This window comes from Gordonia sp. X0973, assembly GCF_013348785.1.
In the GTDB taxonomy this organism is placed as follows: Bacteria; Actinomycetota; Actinomycetes; order Mycobacteriales; family Mycobacteriaceae; genus Gordonia.
Genome location: NZ_CP054691.1, coordinates 1,569,339 through 1,591,914, shown reverse-complemented (window position 1 = coordinate 1,591,914; position 22,576 = coordinate 1,569,339). Strand labels below are relative to the sequence as shown.

General features: G+C 67.8%; 18 protein-coding genes, 1 tRNA gene and 1 pseudogene. 10 read left to right on the top strand and 10 right to left on the bottom strand.

Annotated features, from left to right (window positions below; translation table 11 throughout):
* Position 1: 1 nt before the first annotated feature.
* The 5 genes from HUN08_RS07825 to HUN08_RS07805 all read right to left on the bottom strand — a co-directional run bounded on the left by HUN08_RS07825 (position 2) and on the right by HUN08_RS07805 (position 6,088).
* Entirely contained in the window at positions 2–886 is an 885-nt protein-coding gene (locus tag HUN08_RS07825; RefSeq protein ID WP_124248217.1) for an ABC transporter substrate-binding protein, read from the bottom strand.
* A complete protein-coding gene (polA, locus tag HUN08_RS07820) occupies positions 886–3,570 on the bottom strand; it encodes a DNA polymerase I (RefSeq protein ID WP_124248258.1) in 2,685 nt (894 codons plus the stop codon). The genes HUN08_RS07825 and polA overlap by 1 nt, the downstream gene beginning before the upstream one ends.
* Before the next feature lie 139 nt (positions 3,571–3,709).
* Positions 3,710–4,177, bottom strand: coding sequence for a phage tail protein (locus HUN08_RS07815; RefSeq protein WP_124248216.1), 468 nt, complete (start codon positions 4,175–4,177; stop codon positions 3,710–3,712).
* A 32-nt stretch (positions 4,178–4,209) separates the two neighbouring features.
* Entirely contained in the window at positions 4,210–5,487 is a 1,278-nt protein-coding gene (locus HUN08_RS07810; protein ID WP_124248215.1) for a branched-chain amino acid ABC transporter substrate-binding protein, read from the bottom strand.
* A gap of 10 nt (positions 5,488–5,497) precedes the next feature.
* Positions 5,498–6,088, bottom strand: coding sequence for an ANTAR domain-containing response regulator (locus tag HUN08_RS07805; RefSeq protein WP_124248214.1), 591 nt, complete (start codon positions 6,086–6,088; stop codon positions 5,498–5,500).
* A gap of 93 nt (positions 6,089–6,181) precedes the next feature.
* On the opposite strand from HUN08_RS07805, the gene HUN08_RS07800 reads away from it, so the two are divergent.
* Positions 6,182–6,258: transfer RNA gene (locus tag HUN08_RS07800), tRNA-Leu, on the top strand.
* 46 nt (positions 6,259–6,304) lie between these two features.
* Here the strand turns inward: HUN08_RS07800 and HUN08_RS07795 are convergent.
* From HUN08_RS07795 to HUN08_RS07780, 4 genes and pseudogenes are all read right to left on the bottom strand, one after another.
* A pseudogene (locus HUN08_RS07795) lies at positions 6,305–6,547 on the bottom strand (tyrosine-type recombinase/integrase); the annotation flags it as partial.
* Positions 6,548–6,866: 319 nt separating this feature from the next.
* A complete protein-coding gene (locus HUN08_RS07790; protein ID WP_124248213.1) occupies positions 6,867–7,784 on the bottom strand; it encodes a hypothetical protein in 918 nt (305 codons plus the stop codon).
* 444 nt (positions 7,785–8,228) lie between these two features.
* Positions 8,229–9,578, bottom strand: coding sequence for a nitrate/sulfonate/bicarbonate ABC transporter ATP-binding protein (locus HUN08_RS07785; protein WP_124248212.1), 1,350 nt, complete (start codon positions 9,576–9,578; stop codon positions 8,229–8,231).
* A 37-nt stretch (positions 9,579–9,615) separates the two neighbouring features.
* Positions 9,616–11,358: an ABC transporter permease subunit gene (locus tag HUN08_RS07780; protein WP_124248211.1), complete on the bottom strand. Its 1,743-nt coding sequence runs from the start codon at positions 11,356–11,358 to the stop codon at positions 9,616–9,618.
* Positions 11,359–11,631: 273 nt separating this feature from the next.
* Between HUN08_RS07780 and HUN08_RS07775 the strand changes: the two genes are divergently transcribed.
* The 9 genes from HUN08_RS07775 to HUN08_RS07735 all read left to right on the top strand — a co-directional run bounded on the left by HUN08_RS07775 (position 11,632) and on the right by HUN08_RS07735 (position 20,727).
* Positions 11,632–12,018, top strand: coding sequence for a helix-turn-helix transcriptional regulator (locus tag HUN08_RS07775; RefSeq protein WP_124248210.1), 387 nt, complete (start codon positions 11,632–11,634; stop codon positions 12,016–12,018).
* A gap of 69 nt (positions 12,019–12,087) precedes the next feature.
* Complete coding sequence (locus HUN08_RS07770) at positions 12,088–13,377, top strand: acetyl-CoA C-acetyltransferase (RefSeq protein ID WP_124248209.1); 1,290 nt, start codon at positions 12,088–12,090, stop codon at positions 13,375–13,377.
* 90 nt (positions 13,378–13,467) lie between these two features.
* A complete protein-coding gene (locus tag HUN08_RS07765) occupies positions 13,468–13,734 on the top strand; it encodes a hypothetical protein (protein WP_124248208.1) in 267 nt (88 codons plus the stop codon).
* A gap of 1 nt (position 13,735) precedes the next feature.
* On the top strand, positions 13,736–15,472 hold the full coding sequence (locus HUN08_RS07760; protein ID WP_124248207.1) for a cytochrome c biogenesis protein CcdA: 1,737 nt from the start codon (positions 13,736–13,738) through the stop codon (positions 15,470–15,472).
* 96 nt (positions 15,473–15,568) lie between these two features.
* A complete protein-coding gene (locus tag HUN08_RS07755; RefSeq protein ID WP_124248206.1) occupies positions 15,569–16,171 on the top strand; it encodes a YdcF family protein in 603 nt (200 codons plus the stop codon).
* Positions 16,172–16,248: 77 nt separating this feature from the next.
* A complete protein-coding gene (locus tag HUN08_RS07750) occupies positions 16,249–16,794 on the top strand; it encodes a pyridine nucleotide-disulfide oxidoreductase (protein WP_124248205.1) in 546 nt (181 codons plus the stop codon).
* Positions 16,791–17,342, top strand: coding sequence for a pyridine nucleotide-disulfide oxidoreductase (locus tag HUN08_RS07745; RefSeq protein WP_124248204.1), 552 nt, complete (start codon positions 16,791–16,793; stop codon positions 17,340–17,342). Before HUN08_RS07750 ends, HUN08_RS07745 begins: the two co-directional genes overlap by 4 nt.
* 64 nt (positions 17,343–17,406) lie before the next feature.
* The gene (locus HUN08_RS07740; protein ID WP_124248203.1) at positions 17,407–18,156 is read left to right on the top strand and encodes a hypothetical protein; all 750 of its coding nucleotides are present in this window, start codon (positions 17,407–17,409) and stop codon (positions 18,154–18,156) included.
* Between the two features lie 108 nt (positions 18,157–18,264).
* The gene (locus tag HUN08_RS07735; RefSeq protein WP_124248202.1) at positions 18,265–20,727 is read left to right on the top strand and encodes a LuxR family transcriptional regulator; all 2,463 of its coding nucleotides are present in this window, start codon (positions 18,265–18,267) and stop codon (positions 20,725–20,727) included.
* Here HUN08_RS07735 and HUN08_RS07730 read toward each other — a convergent pair whose 3' ends face one another.
* Positions 20,728–22,554: a long-chain fatty acid--CoA ligase gene (locus HUN08_RS07730; RefSeq protein WP_124248201.1), complete on the bottom strand. Its 1,827-nt coding sequence runs from the start codon at positions 22,552–22,554 to the stop codon at positions 20,728–20,730.
* Between the last annotated feature and the right edge of the window lie 22 nt (positions 22,555–22,576).

The window sequence follows — 22,576 nt, the reverse complement described above, 5'->3', positions numbered from 1 at the left end:
CCTACTCCTTCGCGCCGTTGATCACCGACGTGTGAATCATTCCAGCAGCGACACCCCAATGGTGGGAGATCCTCCCGTAGTAGCCGTGATCGATGAGGTACTGCAGGGCGTCGCGCAGCGCGGGACCCAGCGCCGAGCCCTTGGCGACGGGCATTCCGTAGGGCGCCGAGTCGAAGGTCGGCCCGACCGTCTCCAATTGCCCGTCGGTCTTCTTCACCGCGTACTCGGTGACCGGGGAGTCGGCCGACAGCGCGTCGGCCTGCCCCAGCAGCACCGCGTTGACCGTCGCGTCCTGGTTCTCGAACTTCACCATGCGGATCGGCTTCTCGCCGCGCTTGACGCAGGCCGCCGACTTCGCGGGTACCTCTTCGGTGAACTGCACCGTCGCCGCCTTCACCGAGACGCGGTGGCCGCATGCGGTTTCCGGTGTGATGTCGGTGCCGGTGCGGCGCGCCCATCGGATGCCGGCGGTGAAGTAGTCGACGAAATCGACTTGCTTCTGCCGTTCGACGGTGTCGGTGAACGCCGAGATCCCCATGTGGAAGGTGCCCGCCTGGATGGCCGGGATGATCTTGGCGAACTCGGATTCGACGAAGCGCACCCGCAGGCCGAGTACCTGGGCCAGGGCGCGGGTCACGTCGATGTCGTAGCCGATGATCTCGCCGTTGCGGTTCTTGAACTCGTTCGGCTGATACGGCACATTCGTCCCGACGATCAGCACTCCGCCATCGCGGATCGAAGACGGGACGAGTGCGGCGATGTCCGGTTGCACCGAGACCGGCACGGTGATCGGCTTGGTGTCCAGCGCAGACTCGTCGTTGGTACACCCGCCGACGAACATGAGCACCGCCGCCGCGGCGATCCCGACGACTCGACGGGTGGTCATCAGTGCGCCGCGTCGTCCCAGGAGCGGCCGTAGCCGATCGACACGTCCAGCGGCACCGACAGGCTGATCGCCCCGCCCATCTCCTCGCGCACCAGCGCCTCCACGGCCTCCCGCTCCCCGTGCGCCACCTCGAGCACCAGCTCGTCGTGGACCTGCAGCAGCATGCGGCTGCGCAGCCCGTCGGCACCCAGGCGCCGGTGCACGTTGATCATCGCGACCTTGATGATGTCGGCGGCGCTGCCCTGGATGGGGGCGTTGAGAGCCATCCGCTCGGCGGCCTGACGCCGCTGCCAGTTGTCGCTGTTGAGGTCGGGCAGGTAGCGGCGCCGGCCGTACACGGTGGCCGTGTACTCGTTGCGCCTCGCCACGTCGACGACGTTGTGCAGGTAGTCGCGCACCCCGCCGAACCGCGCGAAGTACGCCTCCATCTGCTCCTTGGCCTCGTCGCGGGAGATCCCCAGCTGCGCGGCCAGACCGAAGGCGGACAGCCCGTAGGCCAACCCGTACGACATTGCCTTCACCCGATGACGCATCTCCGCTGTCACCCCGTCGATCGGCACGCCGAATGCGCGCGCCCCGACGAAGTTGTGCAGGTCCTCGCCGGTGTTGAAGGCCTCGATCAGCCCCTCGTCCTCGGACAGGTGGGCCATGATCCGCATCTCGATCTGGCTGTAGTCGGCGGTCATCAGGCAGTCGAAGTCGGTGCCGCCTGCCATGTCCTCGGTGACGATGAACCCGTTGCGGATCTGCCGTCCGGCCGGGGTGCGCACCGGGATGTTCTGCAGGTTGGGGTCGGTCGACGAGAGTCGCCCGGTGGCCGCGACGGTCTGGTTGAACGTAGTGTGGATGCGGCCGTCGGGTGCCACCGACTTGAGCAACCCCTCGACGGTGACCTTCAGCCGCGTGGCGTCGCGGTGGTCCAGGAGGTGTTCGAGGAAGGGATGTCCGGTCTTCTCGTAGAGGCTCTGCAGCGCGTCGGCGTCGGTCGTGTAGCCGGTCTTGGTCTTCTTCGTCTTCGGCATCTCGAGCTTGTCGAAGAGGATGGTCTGCAACTGCTTGGGCGAGCCGAGGTTCACCTGCTCGCCGATCACGTCGTAGGCGGCGTCCGCGGCGGCGCGGACCCGCTCGGCGAACCCCTCCTCGAGGGTCGAGAGGTAGTCGGTGTCGACGCTGATACCGGTGGCCTCGAGGTCGGCGAGGACGAATAGCAGCGGCAGCTCCACGTCGGCGAGCAGGTCACGCACAGACAGGCGCTCCAACTCCTCGTCGAAGGCCGTCGCGAGTTCGGCGACCGCGCGGGCGGACAGCATCAGTTCGTCGGCGCGCTTCGCGTCGTTCTCGTCGTCGCCGTCGAGCAGCGAGAGCTGGCCGTCGTCGGGCGCGGTCGTGTCGACGCGCAGTTCGCGGCGCAGGTAGCGCACGGCGAGGTCGTCGAGGTTGAAGCTCCGCTGCCCCGGCCGCGCGAGGTAGGCGGCCAGCGCGGTGTCGCTGCTGACCCCGGCCAGCTTCCAACCGCGCCCGCGCAGCGCGTGGAAGGCCCATTTCGCCTCGTGGAGGGCCTTGTCCGCGGACGGGTCGGCGAACCAGTCGCCGAGCGCCTCCTCGTCGTCGGGGGTCAGCGTCGTCGGATCGACGAAGGCGCACGCCTCGTCGGCGGCGGCGATCGCCACGGCGTCGACGTCGGAGTCGACGACCCGCTGCGGACCGCTGACCATGACGCCGCTGCGCCCGGTGCGCGCGTGCGCGTCCAGCCAGGCGCGTACTCCGCCGGGCGCAAGGACCTCCCCGTCGACGTCGAAGCCGGATTCGGCCTCGGGTTCCGGCGAGGACAGGGTGGAGAAGAGGCGGTCGCGCAGCACGCGGAACTCGAGGTCGTCGAACAACTTGTGGATCTGCTCGCGATCCCAGCCGGCCAGCGCGAGGTCGTCGGGGCCGAGCGGCAGGTCGACGTCGCGCACCAGCTCGGTCAGCTCCCGATTCGTCAGGACCGAGGAGAGGTGGGTTCGCAGGGCGTCACCGACTTTGCCGCGCACCTCGTCGACGTGGTCGACCAGGCCGGCCAATGTGCCGTATTCGCGGATCCACTTCGCGGCGGTCTTCTCTCCGACGCCCGGGATGCCGGGCAGGTTGTCCGACGGGTCGCCGCGCAGTGCCGCGTAGTCCGGGTACTGCTGCGGCGTGAGGCCGTATTTGGCCTCCACCTCCTCCGGTGTGAACCGGGTCAATTCGGAGACGCCGCGCTTCGGGTAGAGGACGGTGGTGTCCGGGTCGACGAGCTGCAACGCGTCCCGGTCACCCGTCACGACCAGGACCCGGTAGTCCTTCGCGCGGGCCTGGGTGGTCAACGTCGCGATGACGTCGTCCGCCTCGTAGTTCTCCACCGCGAACACCGGGATGGACAGGGCGCCGAGGACTTCTTTGGTGAGATCGACCTGCCCGCGGAACTCGTCGGGAGACTTGTCGCGCTGCGCCTTGTACTCCGGGTACCGCTCCGAGCGGAACGTCTGCCGCGACACGTCGAAGGCGGCGGCGATATGCGTCGGCTCCTCGTCGCGCAGCAGGTTGATCAGCATCGACGTGAAGCCGTAGACGGCGTTGGTGGTCTGCCCGCCCGCGGTCTTGAAGTTCTCCGCGGGCAGCGCGAAGAACGCCCGATAGGCCAGCGAGTGCCCGTCGAGGAGCATGAGCAACGGTCGGTCGTCGCCGGTGGTCGCGGCGGCATTCTTCGGTGCGGTCTTCTGCGCTGGGCTCACAGTGCGCAAGTCTAGTGGTGGGCACCGACGGCCGGCCGAGGGTCATCGACGCCGGGCGAACCCCGACCGGTCACCAGGGATGTTCTTCCTTGATGGTGAAGTAGGAGCCGCGGATCGTCCCCGCCAACTTGGAGCGCTGCCGGGCGAATTTGAACTTGTCGGCGAGTTCGGCGGGCACGTCCATCCCCTCCGAAAGCTTGAAGCCGACGGCGCGCTTCTTCGGGTCGTCGACGGTGTACATCACGTTGATCGACAAGCCGCTCCGATAGAAGACGTACGCCATCCGGATGCCCTCGACCTCGAAGGCCGAGGCCTCCAAGGCGGGTGAGGCAATCGCGATGTCGCGCTCACCGAGAACACCGTCGATCCAGGCGATCGTCGCCGACGCCTCGTCGGCGGGATCGAGGTCGAGATCGTGGTCGTACTTGTTCTTGAGGTAGCGTGCCTCGTTCGCGCGCAGTCCGGCCAGCGCCTCCGCGACCGGCGAAGACTCGAGCCCGACGGTGGAGACGTCGGTGAAGTCGACGATGTAGCCCATGCGATCCCCTCGTGATCGGTTCTGTGACGAGATTAGTGCTTCTCGACGACCCGGTAGAGCCACACCGAGTTGCCGATGAGATCGCCGGTCGGCGCCCATTGGTAGCGGCGCGACAGTCCGTTTCCCGAGTACGTGGCGACGTAGCCGCGCAGCTGCTCGCGGTTCTGCTTCTTCGCGGCGATCCCGCGGATCAGGATGGTCGCGAGGTCGTAGGCCTCCAGCGAGTACCGGGCGGGCGGCGCACCGAACTTGGCGGTGTAGGCCGCGGTGAAGGGGTCGGCGTCGGGCGCGCAGGAGCAGGACAGGTTCGCGCCGGATGCTGCATCTCCGGCCAGGTCGACGAACCGCGCGTTGTTGGCCTCGCTGCCCGCGGCGATGCGTACCGCGGGCGCCGCGCGGCGCAATGCCGCCGCGAACGGTCCGGCGTCGGCGGCCGAGCCGGCGAAGAACACCCCGTCGGCACCCGCCTTGGTGATGCTGTCGAGTTTCGGACCGAAGTCGGTGGCACCGCGTCGCAGGCTCGAACTGCAGGACGCGTCGGCCACCGGTCCGAGGCCCTGGGTGACCGCGCGCGCCAGCCCGGCGCCGCCGTCGGTCTCGTCGGCGATGACGCACGCTTTCTTCCAACCGGCGGTTCCGGTCAGGTACCCGGCGATCGCCTCGCCCTGGACGTCGTCGTTGTTGACGCCGCGGAAGAAGGACTTCCAGTGCCGATCGGTGAGCGTGGGGGCGGTCGCCGACGGACTCAGCACGGGGATCCCCGCCTCGTTCAGAATCGGAACGGCGGCCAGCGCGTCCGCCGAGGTGAGCGGCCCGACGACGCCGATGACGTCCTTGTCCGCGACGAGTTTGCGTGCCTGTGCCGCGGCGGTGACGGTGTTGCCCTTGGAGTCGACGCGGGCGAGCACGAGCGGGCAGTCGCGGTTCGCCGCGTTGTGCTGGTCGACGGCCAGCTGCGCGCCGTTGGCGATCGCCGCGCCGGCGACACCGTCGTTCGACGAGAGGTCGCCGGTGACCGCGATCGTCAGTCGCCGACACTTGGCGTTGCCGGCGCCGGCGGGGTTCGCCGGATCGGTCGGCGCGGGGGCGTCGAAGCGGTGGCCCTCGAGGTTGATCTGGCCGCGTGCCGTGATCGTCAAGTCGAGGGTCTTCTCCGCCGAGGTAACCGGTGCCGCGAGCGCACCCGGCGAGGGGGCGCCGGACTGATACGCCGACGGGGTGGCCGGTTCCTCCGACGACGCGCACCCGGCGACGAGCCCCGCGCTGACGATCGTTGCGCCGATGGCCGCCGACACCCGCCGAATACCCATGCGTCCTCCGCTACGACTGGACGTTCTCGATGACAACCTCGGCCACCTGCTTCATCGTGGTGCGCCGATCCATCGCCGCGCGTTGGATCCACGCGAACGCCTCCGGCTCGGTCATCGCGTGCTGACTCATCAGCAACCCCTTGGCGCGGTCGATCAGCTTGCGGGCCTCAAGGGTCTCCTGGACCGATTCGACCTCGGCCTCCAGCGCCTGCAGCTCCCGATAGCGACTGACCGCGACCTCGATCGCGGGCGTCAGGTCGGCCTTGGAGAAGGGTTTGACGAGGTAGGCCATCGCGCCCGCGTCGCGGGCCTTCTCGATGAAGTCGCGCTGGCTGAACGCGGTGAGCATGACGACCGGGGCCAGGCGCTTCGCGGCGATCTCGGTGGCCGCGTCGATCCCGTCGCGCACCGGCATCTTGATATCCATGATCACCAAGTCGGGCGAAAGGCTCTCGGTGAGGTCGACGGCGACCTGCCCGTTGGGCGCCTCCCCGACGACCTCGTAACCCTCTTCGCGCAGCATCTCCACCAGGTCCATCCGGATCAGCGAGTCATCCTCGGCGACCAGAACCCGGCCCGGCGGGCGATCGTCGTCGGCCACGTGTGTCCTCTCCCTCGGCTGCGGTGCTAGGTGATGACACTACCGGGAGCGGTTGGCACCCTGCGGGAATCATCTACTAAACTCGGATCCCACGCCCTCGTAGCCCAATTGGCAGAGGCAACGGATTCAAAACCCGTCCAGTGTGAGTTCGAGTCTCACCGAGGGCACCATATGACCAGCGAATATCGTTGCTGGTCAGGCGATTATCTCGCTCAACTACCGCGCCTCGCGCACCACGATTGGCTGCACTTTGACTACATTCGGCGCGAACACGAGCCCACCGAGGCGCTGATCGTGGGCGTCGGCGACCGCCTCGGCATCCTTGTCGAACAGGTCGGCGTAAGTGTCCAGCGTCATCGCCGAGGTGTGGCCCAGCATCTTCTGCACCGCCTTGTTCGCACCCGCCGACACCGCGAGCGACGCGGCGGTGTGGCGCAGATCGTGCGGCGTGACCCGAGGGAACACCGCCGTGACCGGCTCACCGTCGGAGCTGCGCTGCCGTTCCTCGGCGCGCTGCGAGAGTCGAGGCGATCTCGGTCGGGTCGCGGTATCCGTCGACAACGTCGGCCGCGTCGCGTGCCCGGTCGAGTGACGCTCTCGGCGGTAGCGGCTCGCCGTCGACGGCGAGACCAAGCTCGGCCGCAGCCTCTCGCCGACGCCGCTCCCGGGTCTGCTTGTGTAGGTCAGTAGTACTCATTTCGATTTACTCCCTCAGAGCTGACGCCGAACGCGAACCGACCCCGTCGAGGTGTCTCGACGGGGTCGGTTCGTTTGTCGGTCAGCCGGTTGGGGCGGGCTGTGGAGTGGGTGCTGGTGGTGGCTGAATGACTGTCGTTGTTACCGCCGGTGGGACCGGCGGGTTAGGCGGCTTCGGCGCATCGTTCCCGCGAATCAGCGCAAACGGCGTCTTGCTCCAAGTCGACTGCGGCGTACCCAACATCTGGCGTTGCGTGATCGATTGCGTCGGAACGAGGTGGACTTTATGGTCAGCGTCCATGTATTTTGTCCATCGCACATCGGAAGACAGCACGTAGACCGGCGCTAGTTGTGTCTCGCCGACAGTTAGGCGCTCTTGGGGGAGCCACACCCCGAGGAATCCGAGCCAGACAATGAGCGGAGCGACGAGCAGTGAAATTCCGAGAGCTTTCGAGACCTTCTGAGCAATCGCGCCGACCCGCTCGCCCCAAGGCGCTGGCAACCTTGTTGCCAGTTGGACAACCCCAACCATGAAGACGAGCAAGACGCCGAATATGACGGCGTTGAAAAGCATGTAACGCAACGACATTGCAAAGAAGTCGATTACACAGATTACGACGAACCAGACAACTAAAGTCGTCAGTTTGGGCCGGTTCTGGCCCCTAGGTGCAATCGCCATGAGGATTATCAGTAAGAACACCCAGGTCAGCGCTGTGCTCAAGAGCGGCAACGCAGTCGCGAGAACCAGTGCCGTCACGTTCAGATTCTCGGTCAGCGACCGCAGCGTCTCGGCGTCGCCACGTGAAACAATTGCCAATTGCAGGCACGCCATCCCGATGGGGATCAAGCCCAGCAACCACAACGACATCGAGCTGTTGTCGCGTCGGGGTTTGTTCGGACGTCGTGACTGCATGGCAGTCACGACTCCCGTTGCCAGTTGAGTCAGACCCTCGCGAATCTGCTCTCGCTGGGCGTCATCAGGGCTTTGGGCAGTCGTCATGCGAAGTAGGTTAGCCTCCACGTCGGACATTTCTGACGTAAACCGACCCCGTCGAGAACACCTCGACGGGGTCAGTTCGTTTGTGCAGGTAGAACGGGTGATCGAGTGGCTAAACTTTGGCTACATGTTCGGTTGATAGGTGTTGATCCGAGTTGATCCAACGTAATCCGAATATCGCTGCCCACCAGTCGGTTACGTCGATCTCCCGAGGTAGCGGCGAGGCGCGTTTAAAGTTCGAGTCTCACCGAGGGCACCACCGAACAGCGCGAATGGGAAGTAGACGCCTCGAGTCTGCGTGCGATCCGCCACCTACCCGCCAAATACGTCGGGGCCCCAGGTCAGCGCGGCACCGTGTGATCGGCCGAACGAAGTCCGCTTGACGCCGCCCATCGCTCGTTGAGTGAGCCTTCGGTGGTAGCTCGTCGCTTCATACCGCTGCTCGATTCAGCTGTCCAGGTCACCGTTGCCCCTCATGGCCGACGAAATCGAAGCCGCGACCTCCCCCAGCACAAGTTCGCCGGTATCCGCGTCGTAGTCGTACAACTCGCCGTAGCGACCCCAGTCGATGGCGATGTCCAGTTGCTTCTCGGCGTCGTCCGCGTTGTAGCCGGTGCGCAGGAGGTCGCGGAAGAAGGCGTCGTAGAGACTGCCGTCCTCGCTGTTTTCCAGTGCTTTCACGATGGTGCGGACCAGCGGCGCCCGCTCGACCGCCAGACCGGCGAAGATCTCCTTGCTGCTCTGGATGTCGGCCAGGTACCAATCGCGACCCGCCCGGGTGAGGAAGGCCTGGGCCCCGTCGATGTCGAGCAGCCCCAGCATCTGCGCGGCATCGACCAGCGGCAGCAGATCGTCGACGTCGAAGACGAGCTGGTCGGCGAGATCGGGCAGGTCGGTCTGACCGTTGTGCGAGTACACGATCTCGATGAGGCCGGCCAAACCGCCGACGCTGGCATCGGCCAGCGGATGGGTCAACGGGCCGGGGCCGCTGACGCGGGCACCCGCGGCCTCTTCGCGCTCGGTCAGGATTCCATACAGCTCGTCGACGACTGCCTCGAACGTCGGCGACCGCCGATCACGGGGGCGCGGCAGGAGGATCGGCACCTCCGCCTTGATATGACCGGGGTTGGACCCGAGCACCAGGACCCGGTCCGCGAGCAGCACTGCTTCCTCGATGTTGTGCGTGACGATGCAGACGCATTTCGTCGGGAAGCCCGGCTGGGACCACAGGGTGATCAGCTCGTTGCGCAGGTTCTCCGCGGTCAGCACGTCCAATGCGGAGAACGGCTCGTCCATCAGCAGCGCGTCGGGCTGCAGGACCAGCGCCCGGGCGAACCCGACGCGCTGGCGCATCCCGCCGGACAGCTCCTTCGGATAGGCCGTCTCGAACCCGTCGAGTCCGATGCGGTCGATCGCCGCCAATGCCTCCCGACGACGCTCCTCGGCGGGCACGCCGCGTGCCTCCAGCCCGAGTTCGACGTTGTCCTGAACGGTGAGCCAAGGCATCAACGCGAACGATTGGAAGACCATTGCCACGCCCGGGTTGGCGCCGTTGAGCACCTCCCCGCGGTAGCGGACCTGGCCGGTCGTCGGACCGATGAGCCCGGCAATCGTCCGCAACAGGGTGGACTTCCCCGAACCCGACTTGCCGAGCAGGGCGACGATCTCGCCGTCGTGCAGCGTCAGCGACACGTCGTCGAGGACGGACATGGTGGAGCCGTCGGCGGACGGAAAGGACTTGGAGACGTGGTCGACCTCGACGATGGGGGTCGGGTTGTCGATTGCGTTGGTGGCCATGGCGGCACCTCCCTTCGGGGGTCAGAGTGGGCGGTGATTACGTGAGCGAGTAGCGCTTCTCGGCGAGGACGTACAGGCGTCGCCAGAGCAGACGGTTGAATCCGACGACGTAGACGGTCATGACAGTCACCCCGACCAGCGTGCGGGCGAAGTTGCCGTCCTTGGTGGACTCGGCGATATACGCACCCAGACCGGTCGCGGTCAGCGTCGTGTGTCCGTAGGAGACGATCTCCGCGACGATGGACGCGTTCCACGCGCCGCCGGCCGCGGTGATCGCGCCGGTCACCCAGGCGGAGAAGATGGCAGGGCCGATCAACTTCCGCCAGCGCAACCAGCGGCTCAGTCGCAGGCTCGTCGACGCCTCCCTCAGGTCGCCGGGGATCGCGGAGGCACCGGCGATGACGTTGAACAGGATGTACCACTGCGCCCCCAGCGCCATGAGCAGGATTCCGCCGACGTTGAGACTGATGCCGCTCCAGATCAACGCCAGGGTGACGAAGGGGAACAGGAAGTTCGCCGGGAAACTCGCCAGCACCTGCACGAGCGGCTGCGCGTACCGGGTGACCTTCGGGTTCATCCCGATCCACACGCCGATCGGCACCCACACCACGGTGGCGACCACCAGCAGGATCACCACTCGGGCCAATGTGGCCAGGCCGAGGACAAAGGCGTCACCGAACTCACCGAGGCCGGTCCGGTGGTTGATGTAGTCGAGCATGTGCCACAGGCCGAACCCGACGGCGGCGGCCACGACAAGGGCGAACACGAGGTCGCCGGCCCGCATACGGACGCGGCTGACCTGGAGGGGACGGTCGGCCAGGCCGAACGGCCGGGTGACGGTGTCCAGCAGTCGCCCGACGGGACTCAGGACGCGACCGACGAGCGACGGCAGGCTGGAGCGGCGCAGCAAGTCCAGCACGACGCTGCGCTGGGTCTCGGCGGCGCTGGTCTCCTCGGCCCGGAACCGCTCAGCCCACGCGGTCAGCGGGCGCCAGAACGCCACGTTGACCCCGACGACCATGATCACCATGACCCCGATCGCCAGCAGGATCCGGCCGATTTGCTGTTGCTCGGTCGCCGCCGCAACGTAGGAGCCGATGCCGGGCAGCGCGTAGGTGTGGTTGTTGACGCTGATGACCTCGGAGGCGACGAGGAAGAACCAGCCGCCACCGAAACTCATCATCCCGTTCCAGACGAGCGGGATCATTCCTCCGGGCACGTCCAGCTTCCAGAACCGTTGCCATTTGGTGAGCCGCAGCAGCCGCGCCGCCTCGTCGAGATCCCGCGGCTGGGTGATCAACGACTGGTAGAACGCAAAGGTCATGTTCCACGCCTGGCTGGTGAAGATGGCGAAGATCGACGCACATTCCACGCCGAGCATCGAATGCGGGAAAAGCGTCAGCCACATGGTCATCGTCACCGAGAGGAAGGCCAGTACCGGAACCGATTGCAGCACGTCGAGGACCGGGAGCAGCACCTTCTCCGCCCGACGCAGGCGAGCGGCGGCCGTCGCGTAGACGAAGGTGAACACCGTCGACGCGATGAGCGCGACGAACATGCGGGCCAGCGACCGCAGGGCGTAGTACGGAAGGTTGGCCGGATCGGTCGAGACCGACGCCGCTGCCGTCCGACCGTCGAACGGAGCGGTCGCGCCGCGCGAAACCCAGATCGCGAGCCAGAACAACACGACGACGGCCGCTACGACGAGCAGATCGACCCAGGTGCGCGAACCCGAGCGCAGCGCGGCGTCATTCGAGACAAAGGGGCGGGTGGTGGTCATCGATCAACCTCTTCAGGCGTGGCGAGCAGGGACTCGGCGCACCACCTGCGAAGGTTGGTCAGGGGTGCGCGGCGACGGACGACGACGTCGGCGCAACGATGCGCGGCGAGTCGTCGCAGTGGGGACTACGAGGTTCGTCGGAACCCATGACGCTCACCTCCTGTTGCCGTGCTCCGGGGGGGCGGTGGAACCGCGCCCGCCTCTGACCCCGCCAGGTTAGGCTCATTCAATCAGTTGCGCAAATGAACAACATCCGGCAGGGTTGTGAACACGATGCCCGAGATCCCCCACGCGCGAATCACCCCGGAACAGCTCGATGCCGCCGCGGCCACCTTCGACCTGTTGTCGGTCCCCGGCCGCCTCCATCTGGTGTGGCTGCTCGCCTCGAACGAGTACGACGTCACGACCCTCGCCGAGCTGACGGGTGCCAACGTCCCCGCCGCGAGTCAGCAACTGGCCAAGCTGCGCGCCGCCGGGGTGGTTGCGGCACGCCGGGACGGCCGCCGTCAGCTGTATCGGGTGGAGGACCCGCATATCGTCGCGGTCATCGAGGAGATGTTCGGCCACATCGCCCCGGACGGGACGCTCGGTTCCGATCCGGCGCTCGCCGATCCCCGTCGCCCTCCGCGCCGACCACGGTTCAGCGAGATCGCACGGTAGCGAGCCCCCAGGCATCCTTACCATTGCCCAATGGCAACGTCGTCTGCGCGTCGAGTACGGTTGTGCGCCATGACAACTCGTGAGTTGACCCCCGTCTACGTCTTGGGCGGTAATCGGATCCCCTTCGCCCGGTCCAACGGGGCCTATCTGTCGGAGACCAACCAATCGATGCTGACCGCCGCGTTGACCGGATTGGTCCAGCGCTTCGACCTGGCCGGTGCACACCTGGGCGAGGTGGCCGGCGGCGCGGTGGTGAAACTGGCACGCGACCACAGCCTCACCCGCGAGGCACTGCTGGACACGGCCCTGTCGCGGTCCACCCCCACCGTCGACATGCAGCAGCAGTGCGCGACCGGCGGTCAGACCGTGGTCCACATCGCCAACAAGATCGCCTGCGGGCAGATCGAATCCGGCGTCGCCTGCGGCGCGGACACCACGTCGGACCCGCCCATCGGCTTCGGCCCGCGACTGCGCGACCGGCTGGTGCGCATCAACGCGTCGCGCTCGACACTCGATCGCGCCAAGCAGGCCGCACGCATTCCGTTCTCCCTCGACTTCGACATCCCCAGCCCCGGCGAGCGTCGCACCAAGCTCACGCCCGGTGCCGCGCAGGCCATTACCGGCGAGGCCTGGGGCATCGGCCGCGCCGAACAGGACGAGATCGCACTCGCCTCCCACCGCAACCTCGCCGCCGCCTACGACCGCGGCTTCCTCGCCGACCTGGTCACGCCGTTCGCGGGACTCGCAGAGGACGACAACCTGCGCCGCGACATCACGCCGGAACGGTTGGCGCAACTCAAGCCCTGCTTCGGCGGCCGCGACGGCACGATGACCGCCGCCAACTCCACCACCCTCACCGACGGGGCGTCGGCGGTGCTGCTCGGCAACGCGGAATGGGCGGCCGCGCACGACCTGAAACCGCTGGCGCGCATCGTCGACGCGCAGAGCTGGGGCGTCGATTACGTCGACGGCGATCCCAAGACCCAAGGCGTCTTGATGGCGCCGGTGTACGCGGTCAACGAGTTGCTCCGTCGCAATGGACTGGCCCTGCAGGATTTCGACTTCTACGAGATCCACGAGGCCTTCGCCTCCCAGGTCCTCTCGACACTGGCTGCCTGGGAGGACCCTGCCTTCTGCCGCGACCTCCTGGCGCGACCGGAACCGCTGGGCTCGATCGACCGTTCGCGGTTGAACGTCGTCGGCGGGTCGCTGGCCACCGGCCACCCGTTCGGCGCAACCGGCGGGCGGATCGTCGCGACGGTGTCGAAGCTCCTCGCCGAGAAGGGATCGGGCCGGGCACTCGTCTCCATCTGCGCGGGCAGCGGCATGTCGGTCGCCATGATCATCGAGGCCGCCTAGCAGGAACGACCGAATTGGTTGTGATGTCAATCACGTGGCGCGTAGCCTGGTGAAACGGGGGTTCGAGACCACTCACCTAGGAGGCCCGCGATGGCCCACTTCCCCACTATCGGCCGCCTTGCGGCAACCACCGCTGCGACGGCGGTACTCATCACCGGGATCGGCGGGCTGAGCGCGTCGGTCGCCAACGCCGCACCGCCGACGGGCTCCTCCTGCGGAGCGAACAAGGTGGTCACCACCATCGGGACGTGTGCGCCGATCAACTCGTCGTGTACCGGCTACGACCTGATGCTGGTCGGCCGCGTCGACCGCACCGGGCGCTGCGTGATCCCGGGTATGAACGGCACCACCTGGTGACATGAACAACCTGACCCTGCTGCTGGTCGGGTTCGTCGGCGGCCTCTTGGCCGGGGTGTCGCCATGCGTGCTCCCGGTGCTCCCGGTGGTGCTCGTCGGCAGCGCCGCGGCGCGCTCCGCCGACACCCCCGCCGATACCGAGGGCGCGGCGAACACGGCGAAGAGCCGAGCGAGCCGCTGGCGTCCGGTGGCCATCGTCGCGGGCTTGACGGTGAGCTTTGCCCTCATCACCCTCTTCGGGACCTTGCTGCTGGCGGCCTTGCACCTGCCGTCCTCGCTGCTGCGCTGGATCGGGCTGGTCGCCCTCGTCCTCGTCGGCGTCGCGATGCTCGTCCCACAGGTCGAGCAGTTCCTGGATCGCCTTTTCGCGAAGATCCCGCAGCGGCAGGTATCGACGAAGGGTGCCGGCCTGCTGGGCGGATTCGTCCTGGGCCTCGCGCTGGGCGCGGTCTTCGTGCCGTGCGCCGGACCGGTGCTGGCCGCCATCGCGGTGGCCGGCGCCACGGGGACGATCGGAACCGAGACCGTCCTGCTGACGGTCGCATTCGCCGTGGGCGTCGCCATCCCCCTGCTCGCCGTCGCCCTCGCCGGCGAGCGGATCACCGCCCGGGTACGCGGCTTCCAACGCCACCAACGGCTCCTCCGCGGTGCCGCCGGGGCGCTGATCATCGCTCTGGCCGTCGCCCTCACCTTCGACCTGCCCAGCGTCATCCAACGACACGTACCGGACTACACCCGTTCTATCGCCGATCCCCTACAGGCGAAGGTTCGGGTGCCGTCGGCCGCGGGGACCGGATCGCTGCGCACCTGTCAGGAGGCCGCGTTCAACGGCAGCTCCGAGGGGCTTGCCGACTGCGGTCGCGCCCCCGAATTCACGGGTATCAACACCTGGCTGGGTGGGAGCCCCATCCGGATGGCCGACCAGCGCGGGAAGGTCGTGCTGGTCGACTTCTGGGCGTACTCGTGCATCAACTGCCAGCGGGCCCTCCCCCACGTCCAGGCATGGTGGAAGCGCTACGAGCAGTCGGGTCTGCGCGTCGTCGGGGTACACACGCCGGAGTACGCCTTCGAACACGACACCGGCAACATCGCCGCCGGGGCGGCGAAGCTCGGACTCACCTTCCCGATCGCCGTCGACAACGACTACGGGACGTGGAAGGCCTATCAGAACGTCGCCTGGCCGGCTGACTACCTCGTCGACGCCACCGGCACGATCCGCCACGTCAGCCTCGGTGAAGGCGCCTACGACCGCACCGAGGGCTACATCCGCGACCTGCTGACCGCCGCCAACCCCGGCGTCGTGCTACCCCCACCCGCGGGGCTGCCCGACAACACGCCGACAGACCGGCAACGCACCCCGGAGTCCTATCTCGGCGCGGCCAAACAGCAGAACTACGGCGGCTCGGGTGAATACACCGCGGGAACGCGGACCTTCGCCGACGCCGGGGCACCCGCGCCCAACACGTTTCGGTTGAGCGGGACCTGGACCGTCGGCGACGAATCACTCACCGCCGGCGACGGCGCGCGCATCATCCTCAACTACCGGGCGCGCGAGGTCTATCTCAACGTGGGCGGCTCGGGCACCCTGACCACCGACGACGACGGCAGGACCCGCACGATCCCCGTCTCCGGCCCGCCCGACATCCGCACGGTCGCCTCCCACCCCGACTCGCACGACGGCGTGGTCGGTATCGCCGTCTCCCCCGGACTGAGCATCTACTCCTTCACCTTCGGCTGAGTCCCCGATCCCCCGGTCTCGATCGAACAACGGAGGGGTGTCGAGAAGGGTGAGGTGGTTTCGCATGGACGGGCCGATCGTGGTTGACTCGCACCCATGCGCCTGCGACTCGTCGTCTCCACCGCCCTGCTCTCCGCCGGTATCGCCCTGACCGGAGCCGTGGCGCCGGCCGACGCCGCACCGATCGGACCCGCGCCCCACACGGCCGCGGGAAGTTCCGGCAGCGCCGACTTCGGCAGCTCGGGCGCGGACATCTTCGGACCCGCCGGAACCTTCCTCTACCAGAACCCGGGCGGGCGCTACATCGTCGTCCTCGGCGCCAAGATGGGCACGTTCGGCCAGACTCCGGACATCCTCAACCGCCGGCTCAGCGTCGCCGCGCGGCTGGGCCGCACGCACCCGTTCAACCGGATCATCGTCTCCGGCGGCGACACATGGTGGCTCCCCGTCTCCGAGGCCCAGTTCATGAACGTGGGCCTGATCCAGCGCGGGATCGGACCGTGGCAGATGGTGAACGAGGGCAAGTCGACGAGCACGGTGCAAAACGCGGCCTTCACCGTGCGGATGCTGAAGGCGATGGGCGCCGACGGTGCCGTCATCGTGACCAACGGATTCCACATGCCGCGCGCAATGAAGAACTTCCGCGACGCCGCTCGCCAGCAGCGCGCCCGCCTCAGGTTCGTGCCCGCGTACGCGTAGTCAAGCGGGTTCCAAGTCCCCTCCAAGGGGGCGGCGACAACCTTTCGGTGTCACACCAACACACCGAAGGAGTCGCCATGACCGTCACCACCGCCCGGGCCCGATCCGCCCGCATCACCGCCGTCACCGCCTGCGCCGGACTCGCCGTCTTCACGTCGGCCTGCACCTTTTCGCTGGGCTCCACCCCCATTGCGAAGGCGTCTGACGTGGCGGCCGGCGACTGCCTGACCATCGACGGCAGCTCGGGCCCGGGGCGGATCGACGCCAGCACCAGCAACTGCGACAACGCGGAGAAGCTCACCTTCTACGCGGCGGAGACGGTCGGCGCCGACGGCTCGTGCAGTGGCAGCAACAGCGCCTACATCACGTTCCGCAAGGCCGACGAGAAGCTATGCATCACACCGAACTTCGTCGCCGCCAACTGCTACCAGATCCCGACGACGGGCGGGAATCTCGTGGACTACCGCAAGGTTCACTGCGACGCACCCGCCGCCGACAAGACCGTGGTCGCGACCCTCGAATCCCGTGGCGCGGAGGACATCTCGTGCACCGAGGAACAGACCAAGTGGAAGTTCTCCCGGCCCACCTCGATCGGCTACTGCCTCAAGGAAGTGGTGGCGTGACGGCCCGGCAACGCGGTCCACTCGTCCGCAGCGCGGCGCTGGCGGCGGCCTCCCTCGCCGCCTTCGCCGCGCTGGCGGGATGCCGGCTCTCGACCAGTGGAGCGCCGATCACCACGGCCTCCGACGTCGCCGTCGGCGATTGCCTGACCGTCGGCACCGGGTTGATCGACGCACGTAAGAGCACCTGCGACACCGACGCAAAGCTCACCTTCTACGCGGCGAGCATCGTCGGCCGGAGCGGTGACTGCACCCGCGATTCGAGTGCCTACCTCTTCGAGGGACCGTCGCTGGACTTCGACGGCGACGGGGACAAGGTCTGTCTCACCCCCAATCTGGCGGTCTCGTCCTGCTATCAGATCCCGCTGCCGAGTGGAAAGCTGACCGACTTCCGGAAGGTCGAATGCGGAACCCCGGCCGCGGCATCGACGGTCGTGAGCAAGCTCGTCGAGCGCGCCGAGGCCGACGTGGTCTGCACCGGCGACACGATGAAGTGGGCCTTCACCGAACCGTCGTCGATCGGCTACTGCTTGTCGGACACGAACCCCTGATCGGCGACAGCCGCCGCCCGACAATCCCCTCGCCACGACCACGGGTACCGCTACCATCACCGCCATGTCCCGACGCGTTCTCCACCTCCTCGCCACCGCGGCCTGTGCCGCCCTTCTCGGCACCGGATGCACGACGGTCAACGACCGGCCCACGGTGTCGGGCGCGTCCGCCGCCGCATCATCGGTCGCCGCGCCGGCGCCGACGGTCTCGCCCGCGGCGATGGCGACTGTGCCGGTACCGGGTCTGCCGGCGATCGGCCAGTGGATGATCGCCCCCGACGGCCAGATCGCCGCCTGGCTCGGGATGTCGTTGAACGGCAAGCCGTTCCGGGAGCCGATCAACACGATCTTCGTCGACGCCGGCGCACCCGATGCCGCTGGCGCTAAGGCGCGCCTGGTCGACGCCATGACCGCGGCCGGATACCCGCCGCGCACCGGCCACTCGTCGGGCTACCGGGGAGTCATCGGCGGTCGGCTCGAGAGCCAGTTGCCGGAGCAGAAGGACCATGCCTTCTCCACCCGGCCGTTCGAGATGGACAACAACCACGGCCGTATCTTCGGTCCGTTCCGCGGTGACACCGGTTGGGTGTTCATCGGGGCGCTCAGCCGCGAGAACGTCGACTACGACCACGTGCCGCCGCAGCACGTGTACTCCTCGTTCAACCGCGCCCGCGACGAACTCGCGCAGGCGTTGACCGCTACCGGGGTCTACCAACTCGACGCGACGGTGCCGCTCCGCAACGCGGGTGGCCCGAACACGCCCTTCACCACCGGCGATCACGACGGGAACGCCGCCGTGCTGCGAGCCGGGTAGACGGGGGTCTCGGGGGTGCAGGCGATACCGGGACAGTGGCCGCTGGTCGGGCGGTCGAAGGAGCGCGCAGAGATCCGACGCGCGATACGGGGACCGCAGCGGCGCCCGGTGGCCGTCCGGGGCACCAGCGGCGTCGGAAAATCACGACTGGCCCGGGAGGCGATCAGCGGCCTCGACCACACCACGTTCTGGGTCAACGGCACCGCCGTCGGCCAGCGGATCCCGCTCGGCGCCTTCAGCGCGTGGGTCGACACCTCACTGGTCGACCACCTGCAGCGCGTCAGCAACCTCGTCGCCACCCTGAGCGCGCCCTCGCACTCGCTCATCGTCATCGACGACCTTCCCAGGCTCGACGACATGTCCCTATTCGTCGTCGCCACGTTGATCCAAGAGGGCTCGGTCAGCGTGGTGATGACCCTGCGCTCCGACGACCCCGTGCCCGCTACCGTCGTCGACCTGATCGGTTCGCCAGCGGTGCAGACCATCGAACTGTCGCCGCTCACCGCCACCGAGACCGCCGAACTAGTCGACGGCGTCCTGGGTGCCCCGGTCTCCGACCAGTTACATGCGACGCTGTGGGAACGCAGTCTCGGCAATCCGCTCTACCTGCGGGCACTCGTCGAGCAAGGCCGTGACGACGGATCCCTGCTGCTCACGAACGACGAATGGACTGCGACCGATCTGCGCCTGCCGCCCAGCCTCAGTTCCGCCATCGCCGCACAGTTCGACGGCAGCGATCCCGCGGTGGTTGACGTTATCGACGTGCTAGCCGTCGCAGAACCGCTGCCGACCAAGTTGGTGGCCGAGCTGACCGGATTCACCGCGATCGAGCAGGCCGAGCGGCGCGGCTTCGTCTCCGCGATGCTGGAGGGCACGGTCCAGGTGTTGCGCCTTGCACATCCGGTGTACGGCGAGGTCCGCCGCACCTCGGCGGCCGTCCGCCTCGACCGGCTGCGCGGCGAGATCGCCCGGACTCTCGACCGCAGTGAGATCGGCGGCCACGCGACTGCGCTGCAACAGGGGCTGCTCGCGCTCGACGCAGACGACTTCCCCGGCCGGGGCCGGCTACTCCTGGCCGGTGCGCAAGCAGCTTTGGGCGGAATGGACTTCCCGCTCGCACTCGAACTGACCGCGGCGGTGCCGCCCGGCCCCGAAACGACGATGGCCCGGGTGGTGTCCGGCTATGCACTATCGCTCCTCGGCCAAGGGGAGGCCGCCGAAACGACGCTCGCGAGCGCATTCTCCGATATCCCAGCCCTCGGTCTCCGAGGCGAGATCGCACTGATCCGCGCCTCGAATCACGTGTGGACCAGGAGCGATCCCAAAGCGGCGAATCGTGTCATCGACGATGGGGTGCCGGCCAGGGTCGCCGGGACCATCCGAACTCAGGTCTACGCGCTCGCGGGACAGTCGCGGCAAGCGGCCGCCGTGCTCGACGAGGACCAATCCACGGACTTCGACTCGCCGCTGGACGACATGCTCCGCTGCTGGGCCGGAGTCCTCGCCTACGCCGACCTCGGTCGGGTCGGCGATATGCGACGCGCGGCCGCAACCGGCTACCGCGCCGCCGACTCCCCTGCCGCGGCCCACCACCGCACCGCGCTGACCCACTTGCACGCCTACTCGGAGTGCTTAGTCGGCGATCCGGGCGCCGCCGAGGCCGCGGTACTCGCCCTGGACGACCTCATTGGCCGCGCACCGGGCATGCCGATGATCTGGATAGCCGGCTGCCGGGGGCTGGTCGCCGCTGCGCGCGGCGATGTCCACACTGCGACCCGCCTCCTCGACGTCTGCTTGGGCGGGTTCGACGCCATCGGAGCACCCCCGTTCCTGTGGCTACCGTTCTGCCTGGAGCGCGCCCACGCCGCAGCCCTCGCCGGCGATGCGGAGACACTCACCTCGCTGACGGCCCGACTGCGCGAGAACCCACATGCGGCCTTCGAATTCCAGGCGCCTCGTCGCGACCTCCTCGACGCGTGGTCGGCTGCCACCGCGGCATCCACACAGAACGCAATCGCCATCGCACGACGCGTCGCCGAGCAGGCGTCGTCGGACGCGCGTCTCGCACACGAGGCACACGCACTGCGGACAGCGGTGCGGTTCGGTTCACCGGACTGCGCCGAGCGGCTGGCCGAGCTGGCACAGGCACTTCCCGAAGTTCCGCTCACTGCGGTTGCCGCCAGGCACGCACGGGCGGTGGCAGCGGCCGATGGTGCGGAACTCGACGCCGTGGCGGCCGCCTATTTGGACGCCGGATTGATCGGCGACGCCGTCGACGCCCTCGGTCAGGCCGTTATGACACACGGTGAGCAGGGCCATCGTGGTGCGCGACTCTCCTCCGAGCAGCACCTGGAGCGCCTCACCGCCGAATTCGGCATCCGCACACCCACTGTGGTCGCGGCAGAAGTCGCCGACGGCTTATCGGCGCGGCAGCGCGCGGTCGTCCTTCTCGCCCGCAGCGGCCTGTCGAACAAGGAGATCGCCGAACAACTCGTCTTGTCCGTCCGCACCGTCGAGGGGCACCTCTACCGGGCGTCTCAGATCCTGGGCGCCCCGGTGCGCTCGCGATGACTAGCGCAGATCGACCACCCCGGCGCCCGCCGGATCGGAGTAGAGGGCGACGATCTCGTCGGCGTACTTCGCGTTGATCGGATTGCGACGCAACTTCATCGTCGGCGTCAGCTCCTCACCACCCGGCTCCCACGGCGTGTCGACGACGACGAAACGTTTGACCTGTTCGACCCGCGACAGTTTCGCGTTTCCCTTCTCCACCGCCGCCCGCACCTCGGCGACGACCTCGGGATGAGCGGAGATCGCCGCCAAATCCGTTTCGTCGAGACCGTGCTGATGCGCCTTGACCGCGGCCATGTCGGGATCGAGGACGACGAGGGCGGTGACGTAGGGCTTCCCGTCGCCGAGGGCGACGACCTGCCCCACGAGCGGCGAGGCCGCCTTCACCGCGTTCTCGATATTGGTCGGGGCGAGGTTCTTGCCCGACTCGTTGATGATGAGTTCCTTCTTGCGGTCCACGATTTTGACGTTGCCATCGGCGCCGATCTGCGCGACGTCGCCCGTCGCAAGCCATCCGTCGGCGTCGATCGTCTCGGCGGTCTTCTCCGGTTGGTTGCGGTATCCGGCCATGATCACCGGGCCGCGGACGAACAGTTCGCCGTCGTCGCCGAGCTTGCACTCGACGCCGCGGACGGGACGGCCGACGGTGCCGATCGCCAGGTTGTCCGGCGAGGTCAACGTGGTGGCGCCGGTCGACTCCGACATCCCCCACACCTCCAACACCGGGATGCCCAGGGCGAGGAAGAAGCGCAGCACCTCAGGCGGAATGGATGCGGCACCGGAGTAGGCGATGTCGATCGCGTCCATGCCGATTCCCTCGCGGACCGTCGACAGCACGAGCTTGTCGGCCAGCCGGTGCTGGATTCCGAGTAGACCCGACGGGGATTTCCCCTCCAGGCGCAGACCGGCGACCTCGTCGCCGACGCCCAGCGCCCACCCGGCAAGCTTTGCCTTCACCCCGGTGGCCTCGGCGAGCTTCGCCTCGATACCGGCCTTGAGTTTCTGCCAGACGCGCGGGACGCCGAAGAAGAAGGTGGGCCGCGCGTCGGGCAGTGCCGTGGCGATCGCCCGCGGATCGGGTTCGCTGGTGATCTGCGCCCCGCGAACCATGTTCGTCGCGTGCGTGGAGACCCGGTCGGCGATGTGGGCTGCCGGTAGGTAGGAGAGCAGGCGGTCATCGAGGCCCGCCTCCACGATGTCGCTGAGCGCCAGCAATTCGGCGATCATGTTGCGGTGCGTGATCTCGACGCCCTTGGGCGGACCCGTCGTGCCCGACGTGTAGATCAGCGTTGCGAGGTCGGCCGGGGTGACCGCCCGCCAGGACGCGTCGAAGTCGAATCCATCGGGCGCCGGCGTCGACTCCACCTTCGCCAACGGAATCGCTCCCTCCCCGCCGTCGACGCTGATGATGCTGGTCACGCCGGTCTTGGCCGCCGCCAGCAGCGGGAGAAACACGGATTCGGTGACGACCACCGAATTGCCCGCGTTGCCGAACAGGTACTCGATCTGCTCGGGTGAGCTGGTGTTGTAGATCGAGAACGGCACGGCTCCGAGGTGCAGGGCGGCGGTGTCCGCCAGGTGGAACTCGGGCCGGTTGGTCATCATGATCGCGACGGTGTCGCCCGGCTTGACGCCCAGTGCCGCGAGCCCGCCGGCGATGGCCCGGACCCGGTCACCGTATTGGCGCCAGGTGATCTCGACGCCGCCGCCGACCGTGCGCAGCGCAACCCGATCCGGGGCCAGCTGGATGGTCTCTTGGAAACCCTCCGGCAACGTGGAAACCGCTTTCCCGGATGCGTGTGGAAACGTGATCAGCTCGTCGGCCATGACCAACCCCTAGTGTTCGAAC